The organism is Parapedobacter composti (assembly GCF_900112315.1).
Classification (GTDB): domain Bacteria; phylum Bacteroidota; class Bacteroidia; order Sphingobacteriales; family Sphingobacteriaceae; genus Parapedobacter; species Parapedobacter composti.
This window is the reverse complement of record NZ_FOLL01000022.1, coordinates 13,806-34,861: the sequence shown is the minus strand read 5'-3', so window position 1 is coordinate 34,861 and position 21,056 is coordinate 13,806. Positions and strand designations below refer to the sequence as shown.

Genomic DNA, 21,056 nt, shown 5'->3' with positions numbered 1-21,056 from the left:
GCTAAACAAATAAATATGGAAGTGTTATTTTTATGCAAAACATGGGGGCTCAAACGGCTTTTTTGGCTCATACTGGTAGTGCCTGTGTTAATGCAATGCCAAGAAAAATCAGACATCGACCTGTCGCTGGCAGTCAACTCAACCGAACTTCACCTCGAAGCCGCAGAAGGCAAGACACACATTATGGTCTATGCCAATGGCGGATGGACCGCCCGGTTGTCTGAAGAGGTGGATTGGGTTTCCATCAACAAACTGCAGGGGAACGGGAATTCAGACATCGAATTTACGTATTCCAAGAATTTCGGCGCGGCACGGAGGGTCTCCCTCATCTTGACCAAAGGAAATGAAAGCATAGCGGTGGTCATTATCCAGAAAGGACTGGAGTCTCCGTTCCGGTTCTCAAAGTCGAAATATATCGTATCGAAGAATGCACTTCCCACCACCTTGCCGATTGTTTCTGACTTGAAATATGACTTCAAGGACGTCGAAATCGACTACCTGTATGATGATGAGACGTCTGAAAGATGGATCACCAATGCAGCCGTCACCAGTGAGGGCGTTGTTTTCGATGCCCTGGAAAACGATATGGGGAGGACACGGGCCGTCAGGATTTACCTGAGGCTTGTCGACGGTTTTGACAACGAATACCTTGCCCATGCCGATATCGAACAAACAGTAGATGCGGCTTTCCTGACCCATAAAAACCGTACAGAATCGCGACTGACCAAAGCACCGAGGATAGACACCGTATTGTTGGCCGGCAACGTGGGAGTGCATTTTCCGCATTTCGAAAAGTCGGTCGCTTACGACCATGGAGCAGGATGGGTTGAAGACGTGTCCTTGGCTAATGACAGCCTGTTGATACTTGCGGTGCGCGGTAACGATTCCGGAGCCGAGCGCGTGGCCCACGTCAAGCTCACCTTATCCGTGGGCGGCCAGCGGCTGGTAGACTTCACCCACCGCATCAGCCAGACGGCCGAAGACCATGAGTACTATTCCTTTGAAGAATTACGGGAGCACATCACAACAGCATCCGGCGAACTGGTCCTTGATGCGCCGCTGAAAGTGTTGGAGGGGATTGTTGTCAGCGATAAAGACAGCCCCAATATGGACACCAACCCCAACCTCACGTTCAATACAATGAACCTCACGGAAACCCATAAAACAGCATATATCCAGTCGTTGGATGGGCAATATGGATTCAGGTTGCTGTTTACCCATGAAGAACAGAACATCCTTACCCGTTACAGCAAGGTTGCCATATCACTGGACGGCCTCACACTGGTCAAGGAAGCTGATCCCGGCCGATATACCATCAAAGGCCTGACCAGCGCACATATCGAAAAAAACGAACCGGGCACACCGGGTAATGTGGTCAATAAGGTGAGGTCCATTTCCGAGCTGACAGACAATGACATGTATACCTTCGTCACACTCCGCAATACATCCATATCCTGCCAGCACGGAGCCTATACCAATGTAAACGTCGGGTACACGATACGCTCAAACTGGAATATGCAGGGAGCCACCACACCGTATACCGACGCCATCCCAACCAGTGTTTTCGATGAACAGGGGTCGAGCATCAATATGGTCGTCAATACCATCACGCCATGGAGCCGGAATACCCTGCCCAAGGGCTCGGGTACCCTCTCCGGAATAGTCGTGCACATCAAGCTGATACGGTATGGAACCGGCACCGGAGACATCGGTAGGTATGCGATACGTCCCGTAGACGAGGCTGATATCCGGTTGGATCAAGAACGTCTGGCAAAGACACTCGTAGAGTGGAATTGGATGAGAAACGGCAGTGATGTCAGTGCAGCCGGCACAATTTCAAGAGACGGGGCAGGCAATGTATTGCCCGTCATCGGTGCCGGCACACTGAATTGTACGGTAACCGGGCTGAACCCGTCGCTGGGCGCCCATCCGGTATACCATACCAATCCCAACTCCAAAGACGTCCCGGCAAGTGCCATCCAGTACCAGGCAAGGTGGTGGAACGTGGCCGAGGACAAAGGTGAAGGACTGGTTGTCAATTTCTCTACCGCAGGCCTTTCTGCCCGGTCGTTATTAATCAACTTCACGCAAGGAGGGGGCTCCGGGTCGGCCGCAACGCTGAACATACCTGCCTATTGGGAAGTGGAGTATTCGCTTGATGGGGCAAACTATTCCCTGCTGCCAAACTCCACTTACTGTGTAAGGCCGTTGGCCGGATGGGGGCAGAACTGGACGTTTGCCGGCATCGGTTTGATTTCACACAGCTTCAGGTTGCCCGATCAGCTATTGAACCAACCCCAGGTATACGTCAAGCTAAAAGCAAAAAACAACATCTGTGCAGAACCCGGAGCCAATACTGCAGAAACAGGAAGAATCACCAGCACTACCTACAACACGCCGGTAAACGCAAGGTTTGGCATGGTGGCCATCCAATACATTCAATAATTATCATGGTTATGAAAACAATGAAATCACGACAAATTATTGCCCAATACCTATATGCCTCCTTATTCCTCTTTATCCTATCAGCGCAGGGGTGTAAGCGAGAAATGGAAGAGCTTGCAAGACTTTCCGAATTGGGCGCCGAGACGCGGGAATACGTCGTATCACCGGATGCGGGAGAGTTGAACGTAAACGTGCTGTCAAATGGGCGGTTTAACGTATTGGTATCCGAAGATGCCGAATGGATGAGCCCCCATGCGTCCGATCTGCAGGGCGATACGGCATTCCGGGTAGCGTATGACGCCAACGACGGCTTTCCAAGAATGGGGCTCATCACATTACATGCGGCCGAGAGCGGCCGTTATGACACCATTTATGTGAAGCAGCGGGGTGCCAAGGTGCCCCAATTGCTGTTCCCTACGCTCAACACAACCGTGCTGGGCGACGGGGGCAGGGTCACTAGCAAACTACGCACAAACATCGATTTAGATGACGTGGATATTCAAGTCATCTACCCGAATGACGAGCAAACCGACTGGGTAGACGGCGATTTCTCCTACAACACCACAGATTCGTTGCTGAGCTTCACGGTGAAGCCAAACCCATCCATGGATGATTTGCGGAGCGTGCAAATCCGGTTGTCCTTTACCGATGGATGGGGCGAACAGTTGGTCGCTACCTTGTATTTATTGCAAGCGAACGCCCAGAATCTGTTTGGCACCGCAGCCACATTTCCCGAAATACGCCTTTGGGCCGGCGAGCGGATCACATCTGATCTCTTCATCGAGGGCTATGTCATCAGCGACGCCGGGAACAAAAACATGGGCGACAATTTACAGACAACCCCCACGGCCATCAATTACACGCTGAACGACCGTACAGCCTATATCCAGAGTGTAGATGGCCGGTATGGATTCCGAATCGAGACCGCCACCATACAAGACAATGTGTTCCAGCGTTATGGCAAGGTCCAGCTGCTTCTCAAAGGAACCACTGTAGAAATGGAAACAAATCCAGACTTCTATACGATCAAAGGGGTCACTTCAGACAAAGTGATGAGCCAGGTGCAGGGAGGTCCCGGCAACCTGGTCAGAAAAGAGAAGTACATGCATGAGTTGACCGACGATGACATTTTTACCTTTGTAACCCTTAAAGACAGCGAGTTCCCCGTAAGAAAAGGCTCTTTTACGCCCGTGAATGAAGGATACACCCCCTTGTTCAATGCCCACAGAATCACCAAATATCCGTTGTTGATGCGAGATATCCGGGGCAACAGCATGTACCTATATACCAACATGCACACCCCATACCGCAGAGACGGGGCTGTGCTGCCCTATGGGTCCGGAACCATATCCGGCATCATCGTGCACGAGAAGTTCCCCCGCTTCGAATACGAAGACGCGGCAAACGAGGACCAATACGGCAATATCGGCCGGTATCAGATGCGGCACGTAACCCGAGACGACATCCAGTTTACACCCCAGGTCGAAAATGGATTCTCTGAACTACTGGCAGAATACCAATACCCCAACATCTCCGCCGGGGTGGCATTGCCCACCCATGGCGGCAATGGACGTATCACGGTTTCTACCGGCGCATCGATTGCCGCCACCTCAGACTATTCCTATCTGGGGCCGTGTGGCAATAACTATTTAGGAAACAACAACCAGTATGGCACGGGCGTATTGATCAACGGGATGAAGCAGAATACCCACGCCAACACCAACAACGATGGGAAAGGAGGCGCCGCTGCCAGTGGTATTGCCGCAAATATCCCGTGGTGGAATCATGAACGCAACCGGGGAGAAGCATGGTTAGTCGAGTTTTCAACAGCCGGGGTGTCTACCGATCAGCTGTCGCTCCAACTGACAGCGATGAACTGGGCTTCCGCCGGGGCAGGAGCCCCGCGCTACTGGAAGGTAGAATGGTCGGAGCACGGCAACATGGACGGCGTCTGGACAGCGGTGGCCAAATACACCGTGCCTGACGCCCCCAACTGGTCCAACACATTGCTGCACCAATTGCCCGCTTATAAGAACATGAATTTCAGGCTACCTTCAGAAATGCTGGGTAAGCCACGGGTATACCTCCGGCTGATGGTAGACAAAAACCTGGCGAGCAATGGTAACACCTATGCAACGGAACCCATTGCCGGGCCGAGCAATTGCGCTATTGGATATTTAGCCATTCGTTACAACAAATAAAATCAGTTTCTATGTCAATACGTTTCTTTTGTGTGGTAATAGCACTGTGGATGGCCCATTCAGATGTGAAGGGGCAGTCAGTTGACACCGCACCCATCAAGCTCAGGGTCGGGGTATACAACGTCGGCCATTTCAATCAAGGATCCCTGGGCGGGTTCCAGGAAAGCGGAGATAAAGCAAGAGCCGAGTTAAACAACTGGAGAAAGTGGATCGGTCAGCAAAGCATGGATATTTTTGCCGTGAACGAGTGGAATCGCTTTTTCGATAAAGACAGCACGTTCAATAGCGAAGAACAATTGCTCAACCCCTATTACAACAACGTCTATTTCGGTGCCGAACATCGTTGGATCTACAATGGCATAGCCACCAACTACCGGCTCACCAACCTCCGCCAGCAGTCGTGGGGTGGCGATTACTACGCGCTGATAGGCGATTTGGAGCTGGGAGGCAAGACCATTACGGTCATGTGCACCCACATCCCGTGGCAAAAGCAGTGGCACGAAGCCGCGCTTGATTCGATGATATCCGAAATGAAGAAGTATGAATACCTAATCTGCATGGGCGACATGAATGCATTTGACGGGGAGCAACTGCGCTTTCAGGAGCAAGGCTTCAATATTGCCAATGGGGGGTATATGGGATGGTTCTGCACGGCTCCCACATCAAGGGCGATCGGGCGCAAAGACGGCTTCAACATTGACAATATCATTACCAGCCCGAATATCAAGATCATGAATGTATCCGCTCCGTTTACCACGCTGAATGACAGGGATCACCTGCCCGTGCTGGCCGATCTGATCATCACAAACCAATAAGAATAAAAGCATTGTAAAAATGAAAAGAAATAAAAAGACCAATATGCCACGGCATATCCTGATATTTTGGTTTATCACCTGTATCAGTACGATGCTCGGAAGTTGCGGTAAGGAAGATCACATCGATGGGAGGTCAGATTACCTGATCGTGTCCAAGACCCAGGATAGCGAAGACCTTGCCATCGACGTGGATGTGCCGATCGAAGGCGGCAGAGACACGTTTTACATCTCTTCCAACCGGCCGTTTGATATCTTCTTTCAGACAGATGACGAGGAAGAGTGGTTGGTCGTCGAACGTGTAGAAGACCTTCAGAATAACATAACCCGCCTCATTGTCGAAACAAAGCCGTTGGAAGGCACATTTAGCCGCCGCTCAGGGATACTGTCGCTATCCAGTAAAGCAAATTTCCTGGCGGCTTTTGTAAAGATATATCAAGGGCATCGTGTCCGTTTCTCGGAAAACTTCGCTTGGCTGCAATACGGAAGCGCAAACCCTTTTGACGAGACCAGGGAAACCCTGATAAAAAACTGGAGTGCAGCCCAGCAAAGCAACGGTTGGACCTCCACCATACCGGATGGAGCAGCAGAAGCGCATTGCTATGGGCGCAACGGCCACGTAAAGCTCGGTAGCGAATCCCATGGGGCCAATCTCATTTCCCCCATTATTCCGGGCATCGAAAAAGACAGCATCCTGTTGCTGAGTTTCAATGCCGTGTCGTATATCGCTCCCACAGGAGCGCCAGACGCCAATAAACTCACCGTAGAGATTTTGAACGGGTGCATCTTTGAAGACGGAACGAACAAGCGCGTGATCGAGTTAGGGTATTTTGACCATCTTTCGCCCATGGCTGCCACAAACATGTGGGAGCAATCGCTCCATGCCTTGAGCATCAAGAAGCCCGATACCCATGTCGATGTATCCACCATTCAGATCAGGCTGACCACCGGATCGGGCCTGTCAGATGCGGGCAACCGGGTATTTGTAGACAACGTCCACCTATACACGGTTTTCCAGTATGGTGAGAACATGGAGGATTAAAACTCGCGAGCACTCAAGACGGGAAGCCGTCTTGAGTGCTTATATGTACGTAACCTTCAGAAATTATATTTACTGGCGGTTTACCTTTTTAGCATGTCTTCAATTCCTTAAACGGATTCCGCGTAACCGTGAAGTTTGATGGCAGCAAAAAGATGTTCGATGATATTGTCAATGTCTGCCTTTCGTTTTTGAAAAGCTGGTACGGTGTGTTATTGCGGCTTATTGTGTTTGTTCAGCACATATTTCTTAATAATATATTCCGATGCTGGTTTTAATTCTTTTCGTCTATCCTTCGGAAAAGAACCCGCCATGGTATAAAACTCCGCGCTATCTGGTGTGGGCTTACCGTACCATACTTTCCCCACCGAGTTCAAAGTCAGCGTGTCCGGCTGCGTAATTTTCCGGAATCGTTTTACCATATCCCTATCTACCGGAATAATTTCCACGTCTGCGATTTTCTCATGGCAATGCACAGGCACATAGCGGTCTACTTTCCAGTACATGCATTGTTTCCTTGCTGATGATAACGCGGCAGCAACTATTGTTAGGGCCACTGTCCCATACAAAACAGGCTTCCACAATTTCAACCACACATTAAATTTCGAGGGCTTTTCTCCGCTTTTTTTTTCGGAAGGCGGCATGTCTCCTACAGCCGGCTTAACTTCCGCGCCTAATCCGTCCCCTTCAGTATGTGGCACGTCCGCATCGCCACTGTTATCCTTTTCGATGGCTATATCGTCGGGGATTGAGCTGTTCGCCGCATCCCGCCACTTACTATAGGGGCGGGGATGGAAATCAATCAGCACGGCAGCTAATTTCGCGATGTTTTCCTTAGGCTTTGTGGTCCTGCCGGTTATGAAATGTTGCAGGGGCTTAAGTTTATCCAAATCAAACTTTTCGATCCTTGTAGCCAGGTCGACGTCTTCGTTAAACGGATTGAAAAATTCAGTAAAGGTCTGTTTGTCTTCTCTGGAGAGCCCATTCACCAGCTTCAAGCAATAGATCTTCAGGTTTGCTGGCGAAGGGTTTTCCAGTTCACCGGGCAGGCTTTGTCTGCGGCCTAAATCTAAGCAAGCATTTCTTACTTCTTCGATAAATCTATCAATCATCGCCACAAAATTATACAACCAAAACGCCGGAATTTACGGAATCCCGTAATCCCGGTATCCTCAAATCACTGCTTCATCACTGTTTCGCCATCCGGAATTCCCGGAATTACTTCGGCATTTCCGGAACTGCAGCGGAAATATCAGAAATACCGGAATTAACTGATATTTAGTTTGTTAACCGTCATAAATTTGCTTTAGAAATCAGTTCAAGCATTGATTCGTAATCGAAGTAAATGTACGAAACCGATTTCAAAACGAGAAGAGATCGCGGTGGTTGGCGGCCGGTTTGGGAAGCAGTTGCCTGCTCCCGCGATTGAATCTCCTGCTTCCCAGAAACTTCAGAAGGCCTTCTGAAAAAATTACATGTAGCAGTCCGCGCGAACGGTTCGCACGGACCTACGAGGGTATCATTTAAAATTTTTTGAATCATGTTTTTGAAGTTCATTTTAGCCCTTCTACTGGGCCTGGGATGCCCGTCGGGCAGCAATTCCAATAACGGTCAGTTCACTGTGCAAACAGGCGGTGGTGATGGTGGTGATGGCGGTACCGGTGGCGACACTGGTCAGGTTCGCCCCCCAAGGCCCACTCAAACACTCCCTTAGTGTGCGCGTATACCAAAAAAAGGCAGCGGGAAGCTGCCTTTTTCTTAATTTTCGTTAAATTCGAATCAAATTCGAATCTAATTGAAAAGCTTAAACTGTTGCATATTTTTAGCCACCTTCCTTGCATGCACAAGCAAAAAGGGCGAAGAGAAAGCCGCTATTCGCAATCCCTATTATGACAGCGCATTTGAATACCTTGATGAGGGTAAGACGGACAGTGCGTTTTTGGCTTTTGACATGGCGAAAGATTTGTTCATAGAAGCCAATGACAGCTTAAATGCCGCCAACTGTTTAATTCAGATGGCCATCACGCAGACGGATCAGCACGACTATTTCGGCGGTCAAGAAACATCTCTTCAGGCTATGGAATACCTGAATGCGAACAATCCCAAGCATCACGTCTATTTAAGTTCAAATTTCAACAATCTTGGTATAGCCACCTATTCTTTAAAGGACTATGATCGTGCATTAAACTTTTATGATGCCGCGATTAAATATTCGAATGATTCGTCGGCTACACAGGTTTACCAGAATAATAAAGCAAAAGTCTATCATGACAGGGGAGAGTATGATAGCGCTATATCCATATTAGAACGAGCACTGAAACAAGTCGGTCCCAATAAGCGGGAGCATGCCCGGATATTGACCAACCTAACGCTCGCCCGGTGGCGGCAACACCCCGATAATGACGTTGCTGCCGATTTTTTAAAGGCTTTGCACATCCGGGAGAGGGAGAACGACTGGTGGGGGCAGAATTCCAGCTACACCCATCTGTCCGATTACTATGCGCCGGTACAGCCAGATTCAGCGTTGTTCTATGCACGTAAGCTATATGACGTAGCCAGGCGGGTAAACAGTGCGGACGATCAGATCCGTGCTTTATATAGGCTCATCAAACTTAGCCCGTCTGATTCCATCCAGCGTTATTTTGAACGTTATACGGCGCTCAAAGACAGTGTTGCCCTTGTTCGCGCCGCGGCCAAAAACCAATTTGCGCTTATCCGTTATGAGGTTGAAAAGAACAAGGCGGCCAACCTTAAACTTCAGAAAGAAAATGCCGAAAAGGCCTATCAAATCAGTCGGCAGCGCATATTGACGGCGATTGTTGCCATCGCAGCTATCGCTTTATTGGCAGGCGGTATGTACTGGCACCGGAAGCGAAAACAGCGACTTGAACTTGAGGTTCAAAACCAGATAAAGGCCCATCAGCTCAAAACGTCCAAGAAAGTGCACGATGTGGTGGCCAACGGGCTGTACCGCGTTATGGCCGAAATCGAAAACAAAAACGATATCGATAGGGAGGGAATTTTAGACCGGCTGGAAGCCATGTATGAGAAATCGCGCGATATCTCCTATGATACCGAGACCAACGGACTTTCGGCCAATCAGCAAAATTTCAACGATAAGATAACCGATTTGCTTACTTCATTTGCATCAGACGCAACCAAAGTAATCATCGCAGGGAATAATTCTGGCCTATGGGCAAACGTGACGCCAGAAGCCAGGCATGAGGTAGAGCACATCCTGCAAGAACTTATGGTCAATATGAAAAAACATAGCCGGGCGAGCCACGTAGCCGTGCGTTTTGAGCGAGTAGGCCATGAACTCCATATCCATTACAGCGATAACGGTATCGGCCTGCCTAAGCCGTTCACCTATCGCAATGGTCTCACCAATACGGGAAACCGTATAAAAAATCTTCGCGGCCTCATTACCTTTGACACCGAGGTCGAAAAGGGATTAAAAATACACCTCTCTTTTCCCGTCTCTTAAACAGTTAGCGGATGTTCAAAAAAGTATTGATAGCAGAAGACCACGAGTTAACGAATATTTCGGTACAAAAAACATTAGACGAACTTGGCATAGCCGATACCAGGTATGTCTATTATTGTGATGATGCGTTTACCTGGATACGGAATGCGATAAAGGCCGGCCAACCCTACGATTTACTCATTACAGACCTTTATTTTGAAGAGGACCACTGCAAGCAAGCGCTTGTGGACGGGAAGGCGCTTATTCAGGCTGCCAGAGAAGTACAGCCAGAACTGAAAGTCATCGTCTTCTCGGCAGAAAACAGGGCACCCATCGTAGACAACCTGTTTAAAACGCTCTCGATTGACGCCTATGTGCGTAAGGCACGGCGCGATGCTCAGAGCCTCAAGCAAGCCATCCATGCCGTCTATCAGCACCACACGTATCTGTCACCCGATTTGAAGCAAACCGTCAAGGCGGGAAATTCCTATGAATTTACCACTTTTGACGTTACGATCATCAAGCTGCTTTCGCAAGGCGTGCTGCAAAAAGACATACCCTATTACCTGCAGCAAAAAAACATCAAACCTTCTGGACTAAGCAGCGTGGAGAAGCGCCTCAACTTAATCAAGGAAGTATTAGATTTTTCCAACAACGAGCAGCTCATCGCTTACTGCAAGGATATTGACATTATTTAACTGCATGAAGAAAAGCCATCAACCTAATTCCACTGACGTCCGGCCGATATGGCCCTTATACCAGGCAATATCCGCAGTGTTGTTTTTCTCGCTATGGCTGATGAGCGGGTGCGTCCAAGTGGGCAAATATCACCTATCAGATACCCATACGGCAAAAAAGGGCTATGTCTATGTAACTAAGGTGGTTGATGGCGATACGTTTTGGGTAAAAGAGGGTACCGCAGAAATAAAAGTACGCTTCATCGGTATAGACGCGCCCGAAACCCGTAATACCGGCCACAAAAAGAAGGGCTACTTTGGCTTAGCGTCCAAAGAATACGTTACTGCACTTACCGAGCACCAATGGGTCCGGTTGGAATTGGATGTGCAGAAAAAAGATCGATACCAGCGGTTGTTGGCTTATGTTTATCTTACAGACGGCACTTTTCTCAATGCACATCTGGTAGCCCATGGCTATGCAGTTGCCGATACCCATCCACCCAATGTAAAATACGCAGACCTATTCGCAGCATTGCAGCAGCAGGCCCGGCAAGAAAAGCGGGGGCTATGGGCCGGAACTTTTTGAAGTAATTGCGTCTTTACGGTTTCCCGTAAGGAGCGGACACCTATGCCTTGTATTTTTGACATCGTAAGCAAATGGCAGCATACATGAATAAGATTTGCAACACGATGAAAGCATCCATCACGATCTTGTTTCTTTTTTCAGCGTTGACGGCAATGCCACCAGGCAAGTTAATGCGAAGAACACCAGATACCATCTCGATTTCGAAAAAAAAATACCAACATTGTTTTGAGTTGTTAACCGGAAACACTTAACTTTAGCATTGACCAATAACAGCAGCCTAGACCGGGTAGACGTTGCGATTTCCAAGGCCTTCTGTTATAGGTTATAAACTCGAACAGATAACTTATTTTATAAATGCGATTCAACCTGTCTTTGTTGCATATCGGCGGAGAAAAAGAACTCCCTTTTTCCTATCAGTATCTGCTTACAGGAGCAATATATAGCATAATAGCAAAAGCTGATGGCGAGTACGCTACATTTTTGCATGATCAGGGTTATCCCATTGGTAAGAAGACGTTCAAACTGTTTACCTTTTCAGATTTAAAGGTGTCATTCAAGTCGCAAGGAGATCGTATGCAGCTTGTTGGCGGGGACGCTGCTTTACAGATAGGCTTCCATCTTCCGGTAGCTGCCGAGAATTTCATCAAAGGGTTGTTTCAGGATCAGGAACTGATTTTGTTTAATAGACGGAGTCGGGAAGTTTTTCGTGTGGTCCAGGTAGAAAGTTTGGCCAGTCCTTTTATTGGAAAGGATTCCTGCGCTATTTCAGAGATGGTGTTCTCCTTATTATCGCCCATCGTGGTGAGTAAGAAGGACAAGTCGGGTAAACATCATTACCGGTCACCGCTGGACGCTGATTTCATACCTATTTTGCTGGGTAATTGGATGAGCAAGTATGCGGCTATCTACGGAGAAGAAAAGGCTGAGGTTGCTTTTAGCGATGTGTCTGCTTCAGTAATTTTTGAAGCGGGCGCTCCAAAATCGAGGCTGGTGAAGATAAAGGCAAATTCGGCTGAGGAGACTTCGATACGGGGTTGGAGCAATTTTATGTTAAAATTGACAGGATGCAATGAGGCGTTGGAATTAGTGTACAATAGCGGTATAGGAAATTATAATAGCTTGGGGATGGGGTGTTTGGGTTACGGGAAACCGTAAGGTTATGTTGTTTTGGAGGGCTAACTTTCTCGCATGGAAATGAACAGCGAAATCGCATTGCCGTCCGCTTTCGAGCAGATAATGGAGGCCTTGATCGGATATTTGAAATGTTGGAATTAAAGTCCATGCAATTCACTGGAGGAGGATTCGGTAGGATTATATTGGCAGACGATGACAAGGAAGAAGAGATCCCGCCTGCCTTGGAGCCTTTACTTCTTGGCTTGACAGGGAGGAATCTAGATTTTGGGCAAGATACAGTAGGTTACATTCGAAACAAAAGCCGAGAATCGGTGACCATTGAGCAGGCAAAGGATATTGAAAATTGGTTTGCCGCGAATGTGGAGGATTTTCAGGTCGGGAATTTGGTGGATTTGTGGGAGGTGGAGTAAAGAAAAAGACGCAAGCGGGTAAGGCTTGCGGCGGTTGGACAGAGGTGTCTACGAAAAGCTTTTAAAACAATATGGTATCTAAATCAAACACATGATAAAAGAACTGGTAAACTTTACGAAAAACCTCGATGAAGAATTTAAAAATATAGGTTCTTCACCCAAAGAAGGCTTGCATATACTGATAAGAGAGAAAACAGAAAGTCAAATTTCGAGTATTGATACCGAAAACTTTGAATATGAGATTTTCTCAAAGAAAAGCAAGGAATCGCCAAGTGATTTTCTTTTGAAATGTAAATCATTGCATCAAAATGCATGGTGCATCGACACCAATAAGTGTTTTGATTTGCCTACAAAGGCTATTCATACTTGTTCGCCGTTTTGTATCGCTTTCAAAAGAGAACACTTAATAGGAGGAGCAAAATACAAGGAAAACGAGGGGAAGAAAGCCCAGATTTATGATCGCTTTGATACCTACTTTGAGAAAGCCTTTGTTCTGTTTGAAACTGATGAAGAGAAAGAGCCATATGTGATTTTTAGACATTTCTTCACCCATAATCTATTTTCCGGCGTATTACGTTCTATTGCACAAAAAAATGCGGAAATCAGGGAAAAGCTCAATCTCAAAATAGAAGAGCTAAAAGAAGCACAAAAAAACACCTCGGATAAGGCAGCAAAAGAATCCTTTAAAGAGAAAGTTACAGATTTAGAGCAGCAATTAATCAAAGTAAAAGAACTGGACGATAGCGACTATATCTTGTTCTACCTTGACCAGCCTTTAGAAAAATACAAGCAGGTACATAAAAAGTACTTAGACGACAAATTGTTTAATACCGATAAGTACAATACCTCGCCAGATGAAAAAAACCTGATTTATGGCACAAGCAATTTCATGAACGGGTTCAATGGCAATATGCCCTTTTTAATGCACCAAACGGCAAGTTTCGATATCACAGGAAGGATATCCAACATCGAAGCAAAGCTTTTGAATGACTTTAAAAATCTGTTACCCAACAAAACGCTACCCAATCCGCTTCCTATCTTCATTTATAAAGAAGAACTGCAAAAAGAAGTCATTGGGATTTTCAGGGAAAGCGGATATAAACTTGGATATAAAGAAATAATCGAAAAATTGATTGAGAATTATTCGGACGATATCAGAAACTATTACTTGCTCTTTTGGCAAAACACGAAAGACGGTATTGTATTCAAGGATTTTGATTTTGTATCTAAGTTTGAATATAAGATTTCAGGCATTGCCCTTATCAATTATTTTGAAATCAAGGAAAAAGGGGGCAAGGAAAGTAAACACTATCCGGCCATTAAGAACATATTCGATCTTGAAAATTTGGTTTTTAAGCAATTGATTCAAAATAAATACAAGCGATTGGATTATTTCGGCGACCTAAATAAGGAAGACTACGCAAAATTAGACTTTACATTCACGTCTTATTCGAAATACCGAAAAACGGTTTACGACTTTGTATATAAGTCACAACGCCAAGCCGTTCAATTGGATGCTTTTCATGAAATGGTCTTTAACGGCATCAGAGATGACATAAAACAGGCCAACGAATACGGCGTAAAGGAAAAGCTCAATATATGGTACAGTTTCCATCATATGTTTAACCCCAATACGAAGAATAACACTATGGCAAGTAATTTAAAAAATTATCAGGACTTTGTGGCTCAATTAGCAGTAGGTAGCGCAGACATAGATTCGGCTACCGATGAACATTTTGCATTTGCAGCAGGACAACTCATAGAGTATGTCATCAAGAAAAGCAAGACAGAAGACAGAAGTTATCTTCTATTGGAACCGTATCTTCAACAGGCAAGATGCACCGAACTCAAGAAAACAATAGCGAATGATATAGCACGGTATAAACACGCAATTAATGACAATGAAACAAGATTTAAATCAGTTGCTGCTTTTGTACAGACTTGGGAAACAGAAAGAAACATGAAAGATTTACTGCCTATATTATTGTCCGGGATATTTGCAAAAAATCAGTTTTTCACCATAAAGTAATTTTTTCAAAACGCTAAACAAAATAATATGAGTAATCCATTCACAAAACGAGTCTACGGCTGTGCCGTTATCAAATCCATCAATTCCAACTACAACGCCGATTTTTCGGGACAGCCGAGAAAACTTCCCAATGGAATTGTGTATGCAACAGACAAAGCCTTGAAATATTCCATCCGGAATTATTGGAAAGAAGCTCTGGACGAAAAGGTGTTTTACTTCAAATCGCTAAGCGAGACCATGTCGCCAAGGACGCTCGATGAAACCTATCTTTTGCATTTCGGTGATTTTAAGGAAAAGGATAAATCCAAGCTACGCCTGGAAGTTTTGGGCAACTTATTAGGTTGTTTAGACGTTAAGTTTTTTGGCGGAACGTATGCTGGGAAGACCAATATTTCCATCCATGGAACTTGTCAAATCTCGCACGGGCTAAATAAGTTCACCGAAAATGTCATTTACTCCGAACAAATCATGTCGCCTTTCCGTAATTCAAATGATGCAAGTACAGATAGTACCATGACTACCCTAGGAACCCAATCCCGTTTGCAGGAAGGACATTATGTACATCATTTTTCTGTAAATCCCAAGAACATTGAAGATGACATTGAAAGAGTAGGAGGATTAGGTTTAATGGATACCGACATAGCAAAGCTGAAAGAGGGGCTATGCAAAGGTGCAACGTACTATGATTCCGCAGCAAAATCGGGAACGGAAAATGAGTTATTGTTATGGGTTCAGCTAAAAGAAGGCTCCAATGTAGTACTCCCCTCATTCGTAAGCCTAGTGGAAGTAAATGAAGACAAGGCAATTGATTTGTCAAAGGTGAAGCAGCTGTTGGCAGAACCACACATTGCCGGGGAAATCGAAACAATAGAATTGTATTACAGCAAACCAGTCACAACAGTCATCAATGAGCCAGACGGCAGTGTCTTGTATGAAATCTAATCCGCTTTCCGAAGTTCTATATTTCGGAGAATAACACGCAAATAGATATGAAGTTAATCTCCTTTGATTTAAAAGCTGATTTTGGCTTTTTTAGGAAACCCGACACCAACAATACCATTAACCTATCTTACAATATCATTCATAAACCTGCGGTTTTGGGTGTTTTAGGTGCTATACTGGGATTGGAAGGCTATCGGGAAAAAGGAAAACTGCCGGAATATTACGAACGTCTTCATAAATTGAAAATCGGTGTAGAACCTTTGGAACACGATAAAGGGAGTTATGCCAAAACCAATATCAAATATTCCAATACGGTAGGCTATGCCAACAAAGGTTCCAATTTTCTTACAGAGGAACTCACCTTGATAAGTCCGCAATACAGAATTTATCTTTTGTTGGATGAAAGCAACGAATTGCAACGAAAATTGGAAAAGTATTTGTCCGAAGCTAAGGCGGAATACATCCCCTATTTTGGTAAGAACGAATTTTCGGCTTGGTGGGAAAAAGAAAGTTTTAGGGAATATTCCTTTCAGAAAGTAGAATCAAAAATCGCGGATAGCATAAAAATAAAGACGGTTTTCAAGAAAGAAAATGTGTTGAAAGAACATCAGGAAACTCCCGTTCCTGATATGCTAAGTTTTGCTAACATGGAGAATCCTTTTATGTATTTTGAAAGATTGCCCAATGATTTTGATTTGAAACTGATGCAATACAACCTGTCAGAGTACGTATATTCTACTTATCTGATTAAAAATTCTTTCAACATTTCAGATTTGTACCATTTGCAAGATTCAGATGATTATGTACAACTCTTATAGTAAGATTGAAGAACTCGTATCGGAATTACCACCACTGCCATCCTATTTAAAAGGGGCAGAGGAATACTATGCGCATATTCCCAAACATCATTCAGATTACACCAATCCTGAAACGTTACCGGAACACATAGCACTTGTCAATCACTATTTTAAAACATTGGTTGCCACTCATCAATTAGATAAAGTCATTGACCAGCTTATTTCTGGTTACCTGCAAGAAAACAATATTGAGAACAGCAAAATAGGTGAGTTTATCAAACAACTTTTTGCCAACACCATCGTATTTCACGATTTCGGAAAAATCAATGAAAATTTTCAGGCAAATCAGTTAAAGATGAACAACCCAGTTTTTTTAGGAAGGGAAATTACCGATAGTCCAATTTCTACAAGGCACTCGTCACTTGGGGCGTTTATCTATTTGTCGAAGCATTTAAATGATATTTATACACAATTTAAGCTGCAAGAAACGCCTGAATTGATTGTCAGTTGCTTTTTGTTATCTTATACCATCTTCAAACATCACGGCAGGAGATTCGATGACGACTATGCACATACGATTTGTTTCAGTGAAGATTTGGCAGGACGGGAAGCTCAGGAGCTCAGAGACTTTTTGAAACGATATGTGGACAGCTATCAGTTCTCGGTAAATCCAAAACTGTATCAAATGATAGCCAATCCGGTGATATTTGAAACGCCTGCGTACAAACAACGGATTAATTCTTTCTCGCTATATGCCCTCTGCAAACTCAACTTTTCCCTGCTTACTGCTTCCGACTATTTGGCAACCAACGAATATATGAATCGGCTGCAGGTAAAAGATTTTGGCGTACTGGATAGTCAAAGGATTAACGAAATATACGATTACGTTACCCAAAATGAATGGCTTAATGAGCATGAAGGGAAGAAAAACTACAATCTGGGAACTTTTCAAAACATTGATGACTACATTTTCTTAAACCCAAAAGCAGAAAGCAGTGCTAATTTGAATATACTCCGTAAGGAAATGGCTATCGAAGTTGTCCGGAACATCCGCAAAAACAGTCATCAAAATCTCTTCTATATCGAAGCACCGACGGGTGGCGGGAAAACCAATCTTTCCATGTTGGCAGCCGTTGAATTGCTGAAGTCGCATTCGGGAAGCATTAATAAGGTGTTTTACGTTTTCCCGTTTACCACATTGGTTACCCAAACCTACAAATCTATTCAGGAAACATTGGGGATAAAAGACGATGAAATCATTGAATTACATTCCAAAGCGGGCTTCAAAGTGAATGAAGATGACCTATATGGTGGCAAAAAACTGAATTACATCAACAACCTGTTTGTCAATTATCCGTTTTGCCTGCTTACCCACATCCGTTTTTTCGACCTGCTCAAAACCAACGAAAAAGGAACCAATTACCTGTTGCATCGCTTGGCAAATTCCATCGTAGTGATTGATGAATTGCAATCCTACAACCCACAGCATTGGGACAAGGTTGTCTATTTCATTAAACAGTATGCGGATAAATTCAATATTAAGTTCATCCTCATGTCGGCGACACTTCCCAAATTAGATAAATTAGATATTCTCAAAGAACAGGCAAAGGGTTTTGAGTATTTAATTCCCAAAGCAAAGGAAAATTACTTCCAGAATCCCAATTTCTGCAATCGGGTCACGTTCAATTTCGATTTGTTTGAAAGGAAAGACTTGACCCTTGACGAGTTGGCAAATACTATTATTCAAGAATCCAAAATGTATGCTCTCAAAGATTTTGGGGCCGCAAAACCCATTAATAGTGTTTATGCGATTGTTGAATTTATATTTAAAAAATCAGCTTCAGAATTTTACCAAATTATACAACATACAGATTTCTTTGACGAAATTTTTGTGCTATCGGGTACTATTCTGGAGCATAGAAGAAAATACATTATCAATTTCCTCAAAAACAAAGCTAACCGACAAAAGAAAGTCCTGCTCATCACTACACAGGTGGTAGAAGCAGGGGTAGATATTGATATGGACTTGGGTTTTAAAGACAGGTCATTGATAGACAGTGATGAACAACTGGCTGGAAGAATCAACCGGAATGTGAATAAGAAAGGCTGTAAACTTTTTCTGTTTAATTATAATAAAGAAGCTATTATATACGGGAAGGACAAGCGGCTGGAAATAACACGAAATAAAATCGGCAAGGGACAATATCAAGAGATTTTGCAAACCAAGGATTTTGATTTGCTGTATGATTTGGTCATCAATGACAGAAATGAATGGAATACAAAAAAGATGGCAGTTGGATTCAGCGAGTATGAAAACAAAATCAAAGCGTTGAAATTTCAATCTGTACACGACGATTTTAAGTTAATTGAACAGAATAATATTTCCAGTTTTGTGCCTGTAAATATTCCTGTGGAGGTAGATGGTGTAGTCGATGGACAAAAAGAAAAGATTTTCAGTAAGATGGAACTGGACTTTTTGAGTCAAAATCATGTGTTTCCTAACAAATATAATGAAATTAGTGGGGAAAAGGTCTTTGATATTTATCTCGATTTAATCCATAACAGAAGGGAATTTATCCAGCAGAAAACTTACGAGAAGATATTGCAGGGAATAATGTCCAAATATATATTCTCTCTTTTTGCAAGTAATAAAATTGAAGACCAAATTGTACATTTTTCAGATGAAGAGAAAAGTCAATTTGGCTATAAATATGTACAGCTGTGGGATAAATTTTATGATATAGAAACCGGGATGAAGGATACTGATTTTAATAGTAATGAAACGCAGTTTTTATGATATTGAGGTGTGGTAATTTACCATGAAAATCGTAAATTTGATTTTCGTTTTTCATGGAAATAAAGAGAAATATCAAGGAGCCATTCGAGGAATACAGGCAGATATTCCCCGCTGTTGGCTTATTAGGGCCTCGGCAAGTGGGCAAAACGACCTTTGTAAAGGGGCTTACCAAGGCGGATGATTTTATTTATCTGGATTTAGAGCGCTTGGCTGATCGGGAGAAGCTTAAAGACCCAGGATTTTATTTTTCGCGGTACCCGAATAAATGCTTCATTCTGGATGAAGTGCAGTTCATGCCGGAGATTTTTGCGGAATTGAGAGGAATTATCGATGCCGACCGCAAACCGGGAAAGTTTTTATTGCTGGGGTCGGCTTCACCAGATTTAATCCGAAATGCCTCGGATTCGCTTGCGGGAAGAATTGGATACTTGCAATTGACACCCTTTACACTGCCAGAAGTGGATAATAATGCGCAACAGTTGTGGCTGCGAGGCGGTTTTCCGCTCGCCTACTTAGCAACATCCCAACGAACAAGTGTTTTGTGGCGAAGGAATTTTATTCAGACTTATATCAGCAGAGATTTGGGGTTGCTAGGTCTGCAAGCCGACCCCCAATTGATGGAGCGCTTTTGGCGGATGTTGGCCTCTGTACATGGGAACCTGTGGAATGCGGAAGGTTTCGCCCGTTCCTTGGGGATTACACGTCCCACGGTAAACCGATATCTTGATTTTATGGAAGGGGCTTTTATGGTACGTGTGTTACAGCCATGGTTCAGGAATATCAAAAAGCGCTTGGTCAAATCGCCTAAAGTTTACATTAGAGATAGTGGCCTGCTACATACTTTACTTGGACTGGATGACTTCGAAACGCTGATTAATCATATTCAGGTAGGCGCTTCGTGGGAAGGATTTGTATTAGAGCAGATTACCAACTCATTGGATGATAATACACATCCTTGGTTTTATCGAACACAGCAAGGTGCGGAATGCGATCTTTTACTCGAGAAGAATGGTAAAATCGTAGCTGCTATAGAGATTAAATATGCAGCTGTGCCGAGCATCAGTAAAGGATTCCGGATTTCTATGGAAGATACCAAAGCTTTAAAAGGATATATTATCGCTAATGTAGACGAAGCATATAGTCCGGAAGCAGGGATAACTGTAGTTGGTATTACCGCATTTATTAGGGAAGAATTACCAAAGCTATGAACATCACCGCCACCCATATCAATCTTTATCATGTATGTCGCCGCGAATTGTGGCTCCATGCCAACGGCATCCGTATGGAGCATACATCAGACGTGGTGGCAGAAGGCAAGCTCATCGGCGAATTGTCTTATCCCGAGCGATCAGAACGGTACACGGAGATTGAAATTGACGGCGTAAAGATAGACTTCTACGATGCCCGCAATAGGGTGGTGCATGAGGTGAAGAAATCAGACAGTGTGGAAAATGCGCATATCGCGCAGGTGAAATACTATTTATATAAGTTGCGGCAGCATGGTGTGGATGGGGCTACGGGCATCGTTGAGTACCCCAAACTGCGGCAGAGAGAATTGGTAGAGCTGAGAGAAGAAGATGTGGAAGCTATCAAAGATTGGGAAATTGATATTTCAGGCATCATATACGGGGATATTTGTCCGCCCGTTATCCATTCCAAGATATGTCGCCGCTGCAGTTATTACGATTTTTGTTATGTAGATGAAGATACGTACTAAATAC

The 21,056-nt window shown here is 44.5% G+C and carries 17 protein-coding genes; 15 read left to right on the top strand and 2 right to left on the bottom strand.

Features of this window, described 5'->3' with window-relative positions; all coding sequences use genetic code 11:
* Window positions 1-15 precede the first annotated feature (15 nt).
* Genes BM030_RS17430 through BM030_RS17415 form a run of 4 tightly spaced genes read left to right on the top strand, consistent with a single transcriptional unit; the run spans window position 16 to window position 6,500 of the window.
* Window positions 16-2,445, top strand: a complete 2,430-nt coding sequence (locus BM030_RS17430; RefSeq protein ID WP_139215937.1) for a DUF5689 domain-containing protein — start codon at window positions 16-18, stop codon at window positions 2,443-2,445.
* 20 nt (window positions 2,446-2,465) lie between these two features.
* Window positions 2,466-4,646, top strand: coding sequence for a DUF5689 domain-containing protein (locus tag BM030_RS17425; RefSeq protein WP_139215936.1), 2,181 nt, complete (start codon window positions 2,466-2,468; stop codon window positions 4,644-4,646).
* A gap of 11 nt (window positions 4,647-4,657) precedes the next feature.
* Window positions 4,658-5,461 (top strand): endonuclease/exonuclease/phosphatase family protein, encoded by an 804-nt coding sequence (locus tag BM030_RS17420; RefSeq protein ID WP_211657652.1) that lies wholly within the window; start codon window positions 4,658-4,660, stop codon window positions 5,459-5,461.
* Window positions 5,462-5,480: 19 nt separating this feature from the next.
* Window positions 5,481-6,500, top strand: coding sequence for a hypothetical protein (locus BM030_RS17415; protein ID WP_090974893.1), 1,020 nt, complete (start codon window positions 5,481-5,483; stop codon window positions 6,498-6,500).
* A 209-nt stretch (window positions 6,501-6,709) separates the two neighbouring features.
* On the opposite strand, the gene BM030_RS17410 is transcribed toward BM030_RS17415, so the two are convergent.
* Complete coding sequence (locus BM030_RS17410; RefSeq protein WP_090974892.1) at window positions 6,710-7,609, bottom strand: hypothetical protein; 900 nt, start codon at window positions 7,607-7,609, stop codon at window positions 6,710-6,712.
* Window positions 7,610-8,064: 455 nt separating this feature from the next.
* Window positions 8,065-8,199: a hypothetical protein gene (locus BM030_RS20375; protein ID WP_262987350.1), complete on the bottom strand. Its 135-nt coding sequence runs from the start codon at window positions 8,197-8,199 to the stop codon at window positions 8,065-8,067.
* A 93-nt stretch (window positions 8,200-8,292) separates the two neighbouring features.
* Between BM030_RS20375 and BM030_RS17405 the strand changes: the two genes are divergently transcribed.
* The 11 genes from BM030_RS17405 (at window position 8,293) to cas4 (ending at window position 21,052) form a co-directional block, all read left to right on the top strand.
* Entirely contained in the window at window positions 8,293-9,984 is a 1,692-nt protein-coding gene (locus tag BM030_RS17405; protein ID WP_244519036.1) for a tetratricopeptide repeat-containing sensor histidine kinase, read from the top strand.
* A gap of 11 nt (window positions 9,985-9,995) precedes the next feature.
* Window positions 9,996-10,661 (top strand): response regulator, encoded by a 666-nt coding sequence (locus BM030_RS17400; RefSeq protein ID WP_090974891.1) that lies wholly within the window; start codon window positions 9,996-9,998, stop codon window positions 10,659-10,661.
* A gap of 4 nt (window positions 10,662-10,665) precedes the next feature.
* Window positions 10,666-11,226, top strand: a complete 561-nt coding sequence (locus tag BM030_RS17395) for a thermonuclease family protein (protein ID WP_211657651.1) — start codon at window positions 10,666-10,668, stop codon at window positions 11,224-11,226.
* A gap of 354 nt (window positions 11,227-11,580) precedes the next feature.
* On the top strand, window positions 11,581-12,381 hold the full coding sequence (gene cas6 / locus BM030_RS17390; protein ID WP_090974889.1) for a CRISPR-associated endoribonuclease Cas6: 801 nt from the start codon (window positions 11,581-11,583) through the stop codon (window positions 12,379-12,381).
* Between the two features lie 125 nt (window positions 12,382-12,506).
* Complete coding sequence (locus BM030_RS17385) at window positions 12,507-12,770, top strand: 50S ribosome-binding protein YggL (protein WP_170845806.1); 264 nt, start codon at window positions 12,507-12,509, stop codon at window positions 12,768-12,770.
* A 91-nt stretch (window positions 12,771-12,861) separates the two neighbouring features.
* Complete coding sequence (locus BM030_RS17380; protein WP_090974887.1) at window positions 12,862-14,799, top strand: hypothetical protein; 1,938 nt, start codon at window positions 12,862-12,864, stop codon at window positions 14,797-14,799.
* Between the two features lie 27 nt (window positions 14,800-14,826).
* Window positions 14,827-15,741 carry a type I CRISPR-associated protein Cas7 gene (locus tag BM030_RS17375; protein ID WP_090974886.1) on the top strand — a complete coding sequence of 305 codons (915 nt, stop codon included), beginning with the start codon at window positions 14,827-14,829 and terminating at the stop codon, window positions 15,739-15,741.
* Between the two features lie 47 nt (window positions 15,742-15,788).
* Window positions 15,789-16,559 carry a type I-B CRISPR-associated protein Cas5b gene (gene cas5b / locus BM030_RS17370; protein ID WP_090974885.1) on the top strand — a complete coding sequence of 257 codons (771 nt, stop codon included), beginning with the start codon at window positions 15,789-15,791 and terminating at the stop codon, window positions 16,557-16,559.
* Window positions 16,543-19,335 carry a CRISPR-associated helicase Cas3' gene (gene cas3 / locus BM030_RS17365; RefSeq protein WP_170845805.1) on the top strand — a complete coding sequence of 931 codons (2,793 nt, stop codon included), beginning with the start codon at window positions 16,543-16,545 and terminating at the stop codon, window positions 19,333-19,335. The genes cas5b and cas3 overlap by 17 nt, the downstream gene beginning before the upstream one ends.
* A 53-nt stretch (window positions 19,336-19,388) precedes the next feature.
* A complete protein-coding gene (locus tag BM030_RS17360) occupies window positions 19,389-20,543 on the top strand; it encodes an ATP-binding protein (RefSeq protein WP_090974883.1) in 1,155 nt (384 codons plus the stop codon).
* Window positions 20,540-21,052 carry a CRISPR-associated protein Cas4 gene (gene cas4 / locus BM030_RS17355; RefSeq protein WP_090974882.1) on the top strand — a complete coding sequence of 171 codons (513 nt, stop codon included), beginning with the start codon at window positions 20,540-20,542 and terminating at the stop codon, window positions 21,050-21,052. Before BM030_RS17360 ends, cas4 begins: the two co-directional genes overlap by 4 nt.
* The last annotated feature ends 4 nt before the right edge of the window (window positions 21,053-21,056 follow it).

Coding starts and splice junctions, on each gene's coding strand:
- BM030_RS17430 (WP_139215937.1), top strand. CDS start 16: ATGGAAGTGTTATTTTTATGCAAAACATGGGGGCTCAAACGGCTTTTT.
- BM030_RS17425 (WP_139215936.1), top strand. CDS start 2,466: ATGAAATCACGACAAATTATTGCCCAATACCTATATGCCTCCTTATTC.
- BM030_RS17420 (WP_211657652.1), top strand. CDS start 4,658: ATGTCAATACGTTTCTTTTGTGTGGTAATAGCACTGTGGATGGCCCAT.
- BM030_RS17415 (WP_090974893.1), top strand. CDS start 5,481: ATGAAAAGAAATAAAAAGACCAATATGCCACGGCATATCCTGATATTT.
- BM030_RS17410 (WP_090974892.1), bottom strand. CDS start 7,609: ATGATTGATAGATTTATCGAAGAAGTAAGAAATGCTTGCTTAGATTTA.
- BM030_RS17400 (WP_090974891.1), top strand. CDS start 9,996: ATGTTCAAAAAAGTATTGATAGCAGAAGACCACGAGTTAACGAATATT.
- BM030_RS17395 (WP_211657651.1), top strand. CDS start 10,666: ATGAAGAAAAGCCATCAACCTAATTCCACTGACGTCCGGCCGATATGG.
- cas6 (WP_090974889.1), top strand. CDS start 11,581: ATGCGATTCAACCTGTCTTTGTTGCATATCGGCGGAGAAAAAGAACTC.
- BM030_RS17385 (WP_170845806.1), top strand. CDS start 12,507: ATGCAATTCACTGGAGGAGGATTCGGTAGGATTATATTGGCAGACGAT.
- BM030_RS17380 (WP_090974887.1), top strand. CDS start 12,862: ATGATAAAAGAACTGGTAAACTTTACGAAAAACCTCGATGAAGAATTT.
- BM030_RS17375 (WP_090974886.1), top strand. CDS start 14,827: ATGAGTAATCCATTCACAAAACGAGTCTACGGCTGTGCCGTTATCAAA.
- cas5b (WP_090974885.1), top strand. CDS start 15,789: ATGAAGTTAATCTCCTTTGATTTAAAAGCTGATTTTGGCTTTTTTAGG.
- cas3 (WP_170845805.1), top strand. CDS start 16,543: ATGTACAACTCTTATAGTAAGATTGAAGAACTCGTATCGGAATTACCA.
- BM030_RS17360 (WP_090974883.1), top strand. CDS start 19,389: ATGGAAATAAAGAGAAATATCAAGGAGCCATTCGAGGAATACAGGCAG.
- cas4 (WP_090974882.1), top strand. CDS start 20,540: ATGAACATCACCGCCACCCATATCAATCTTTATCATGTATGTCGCCGC.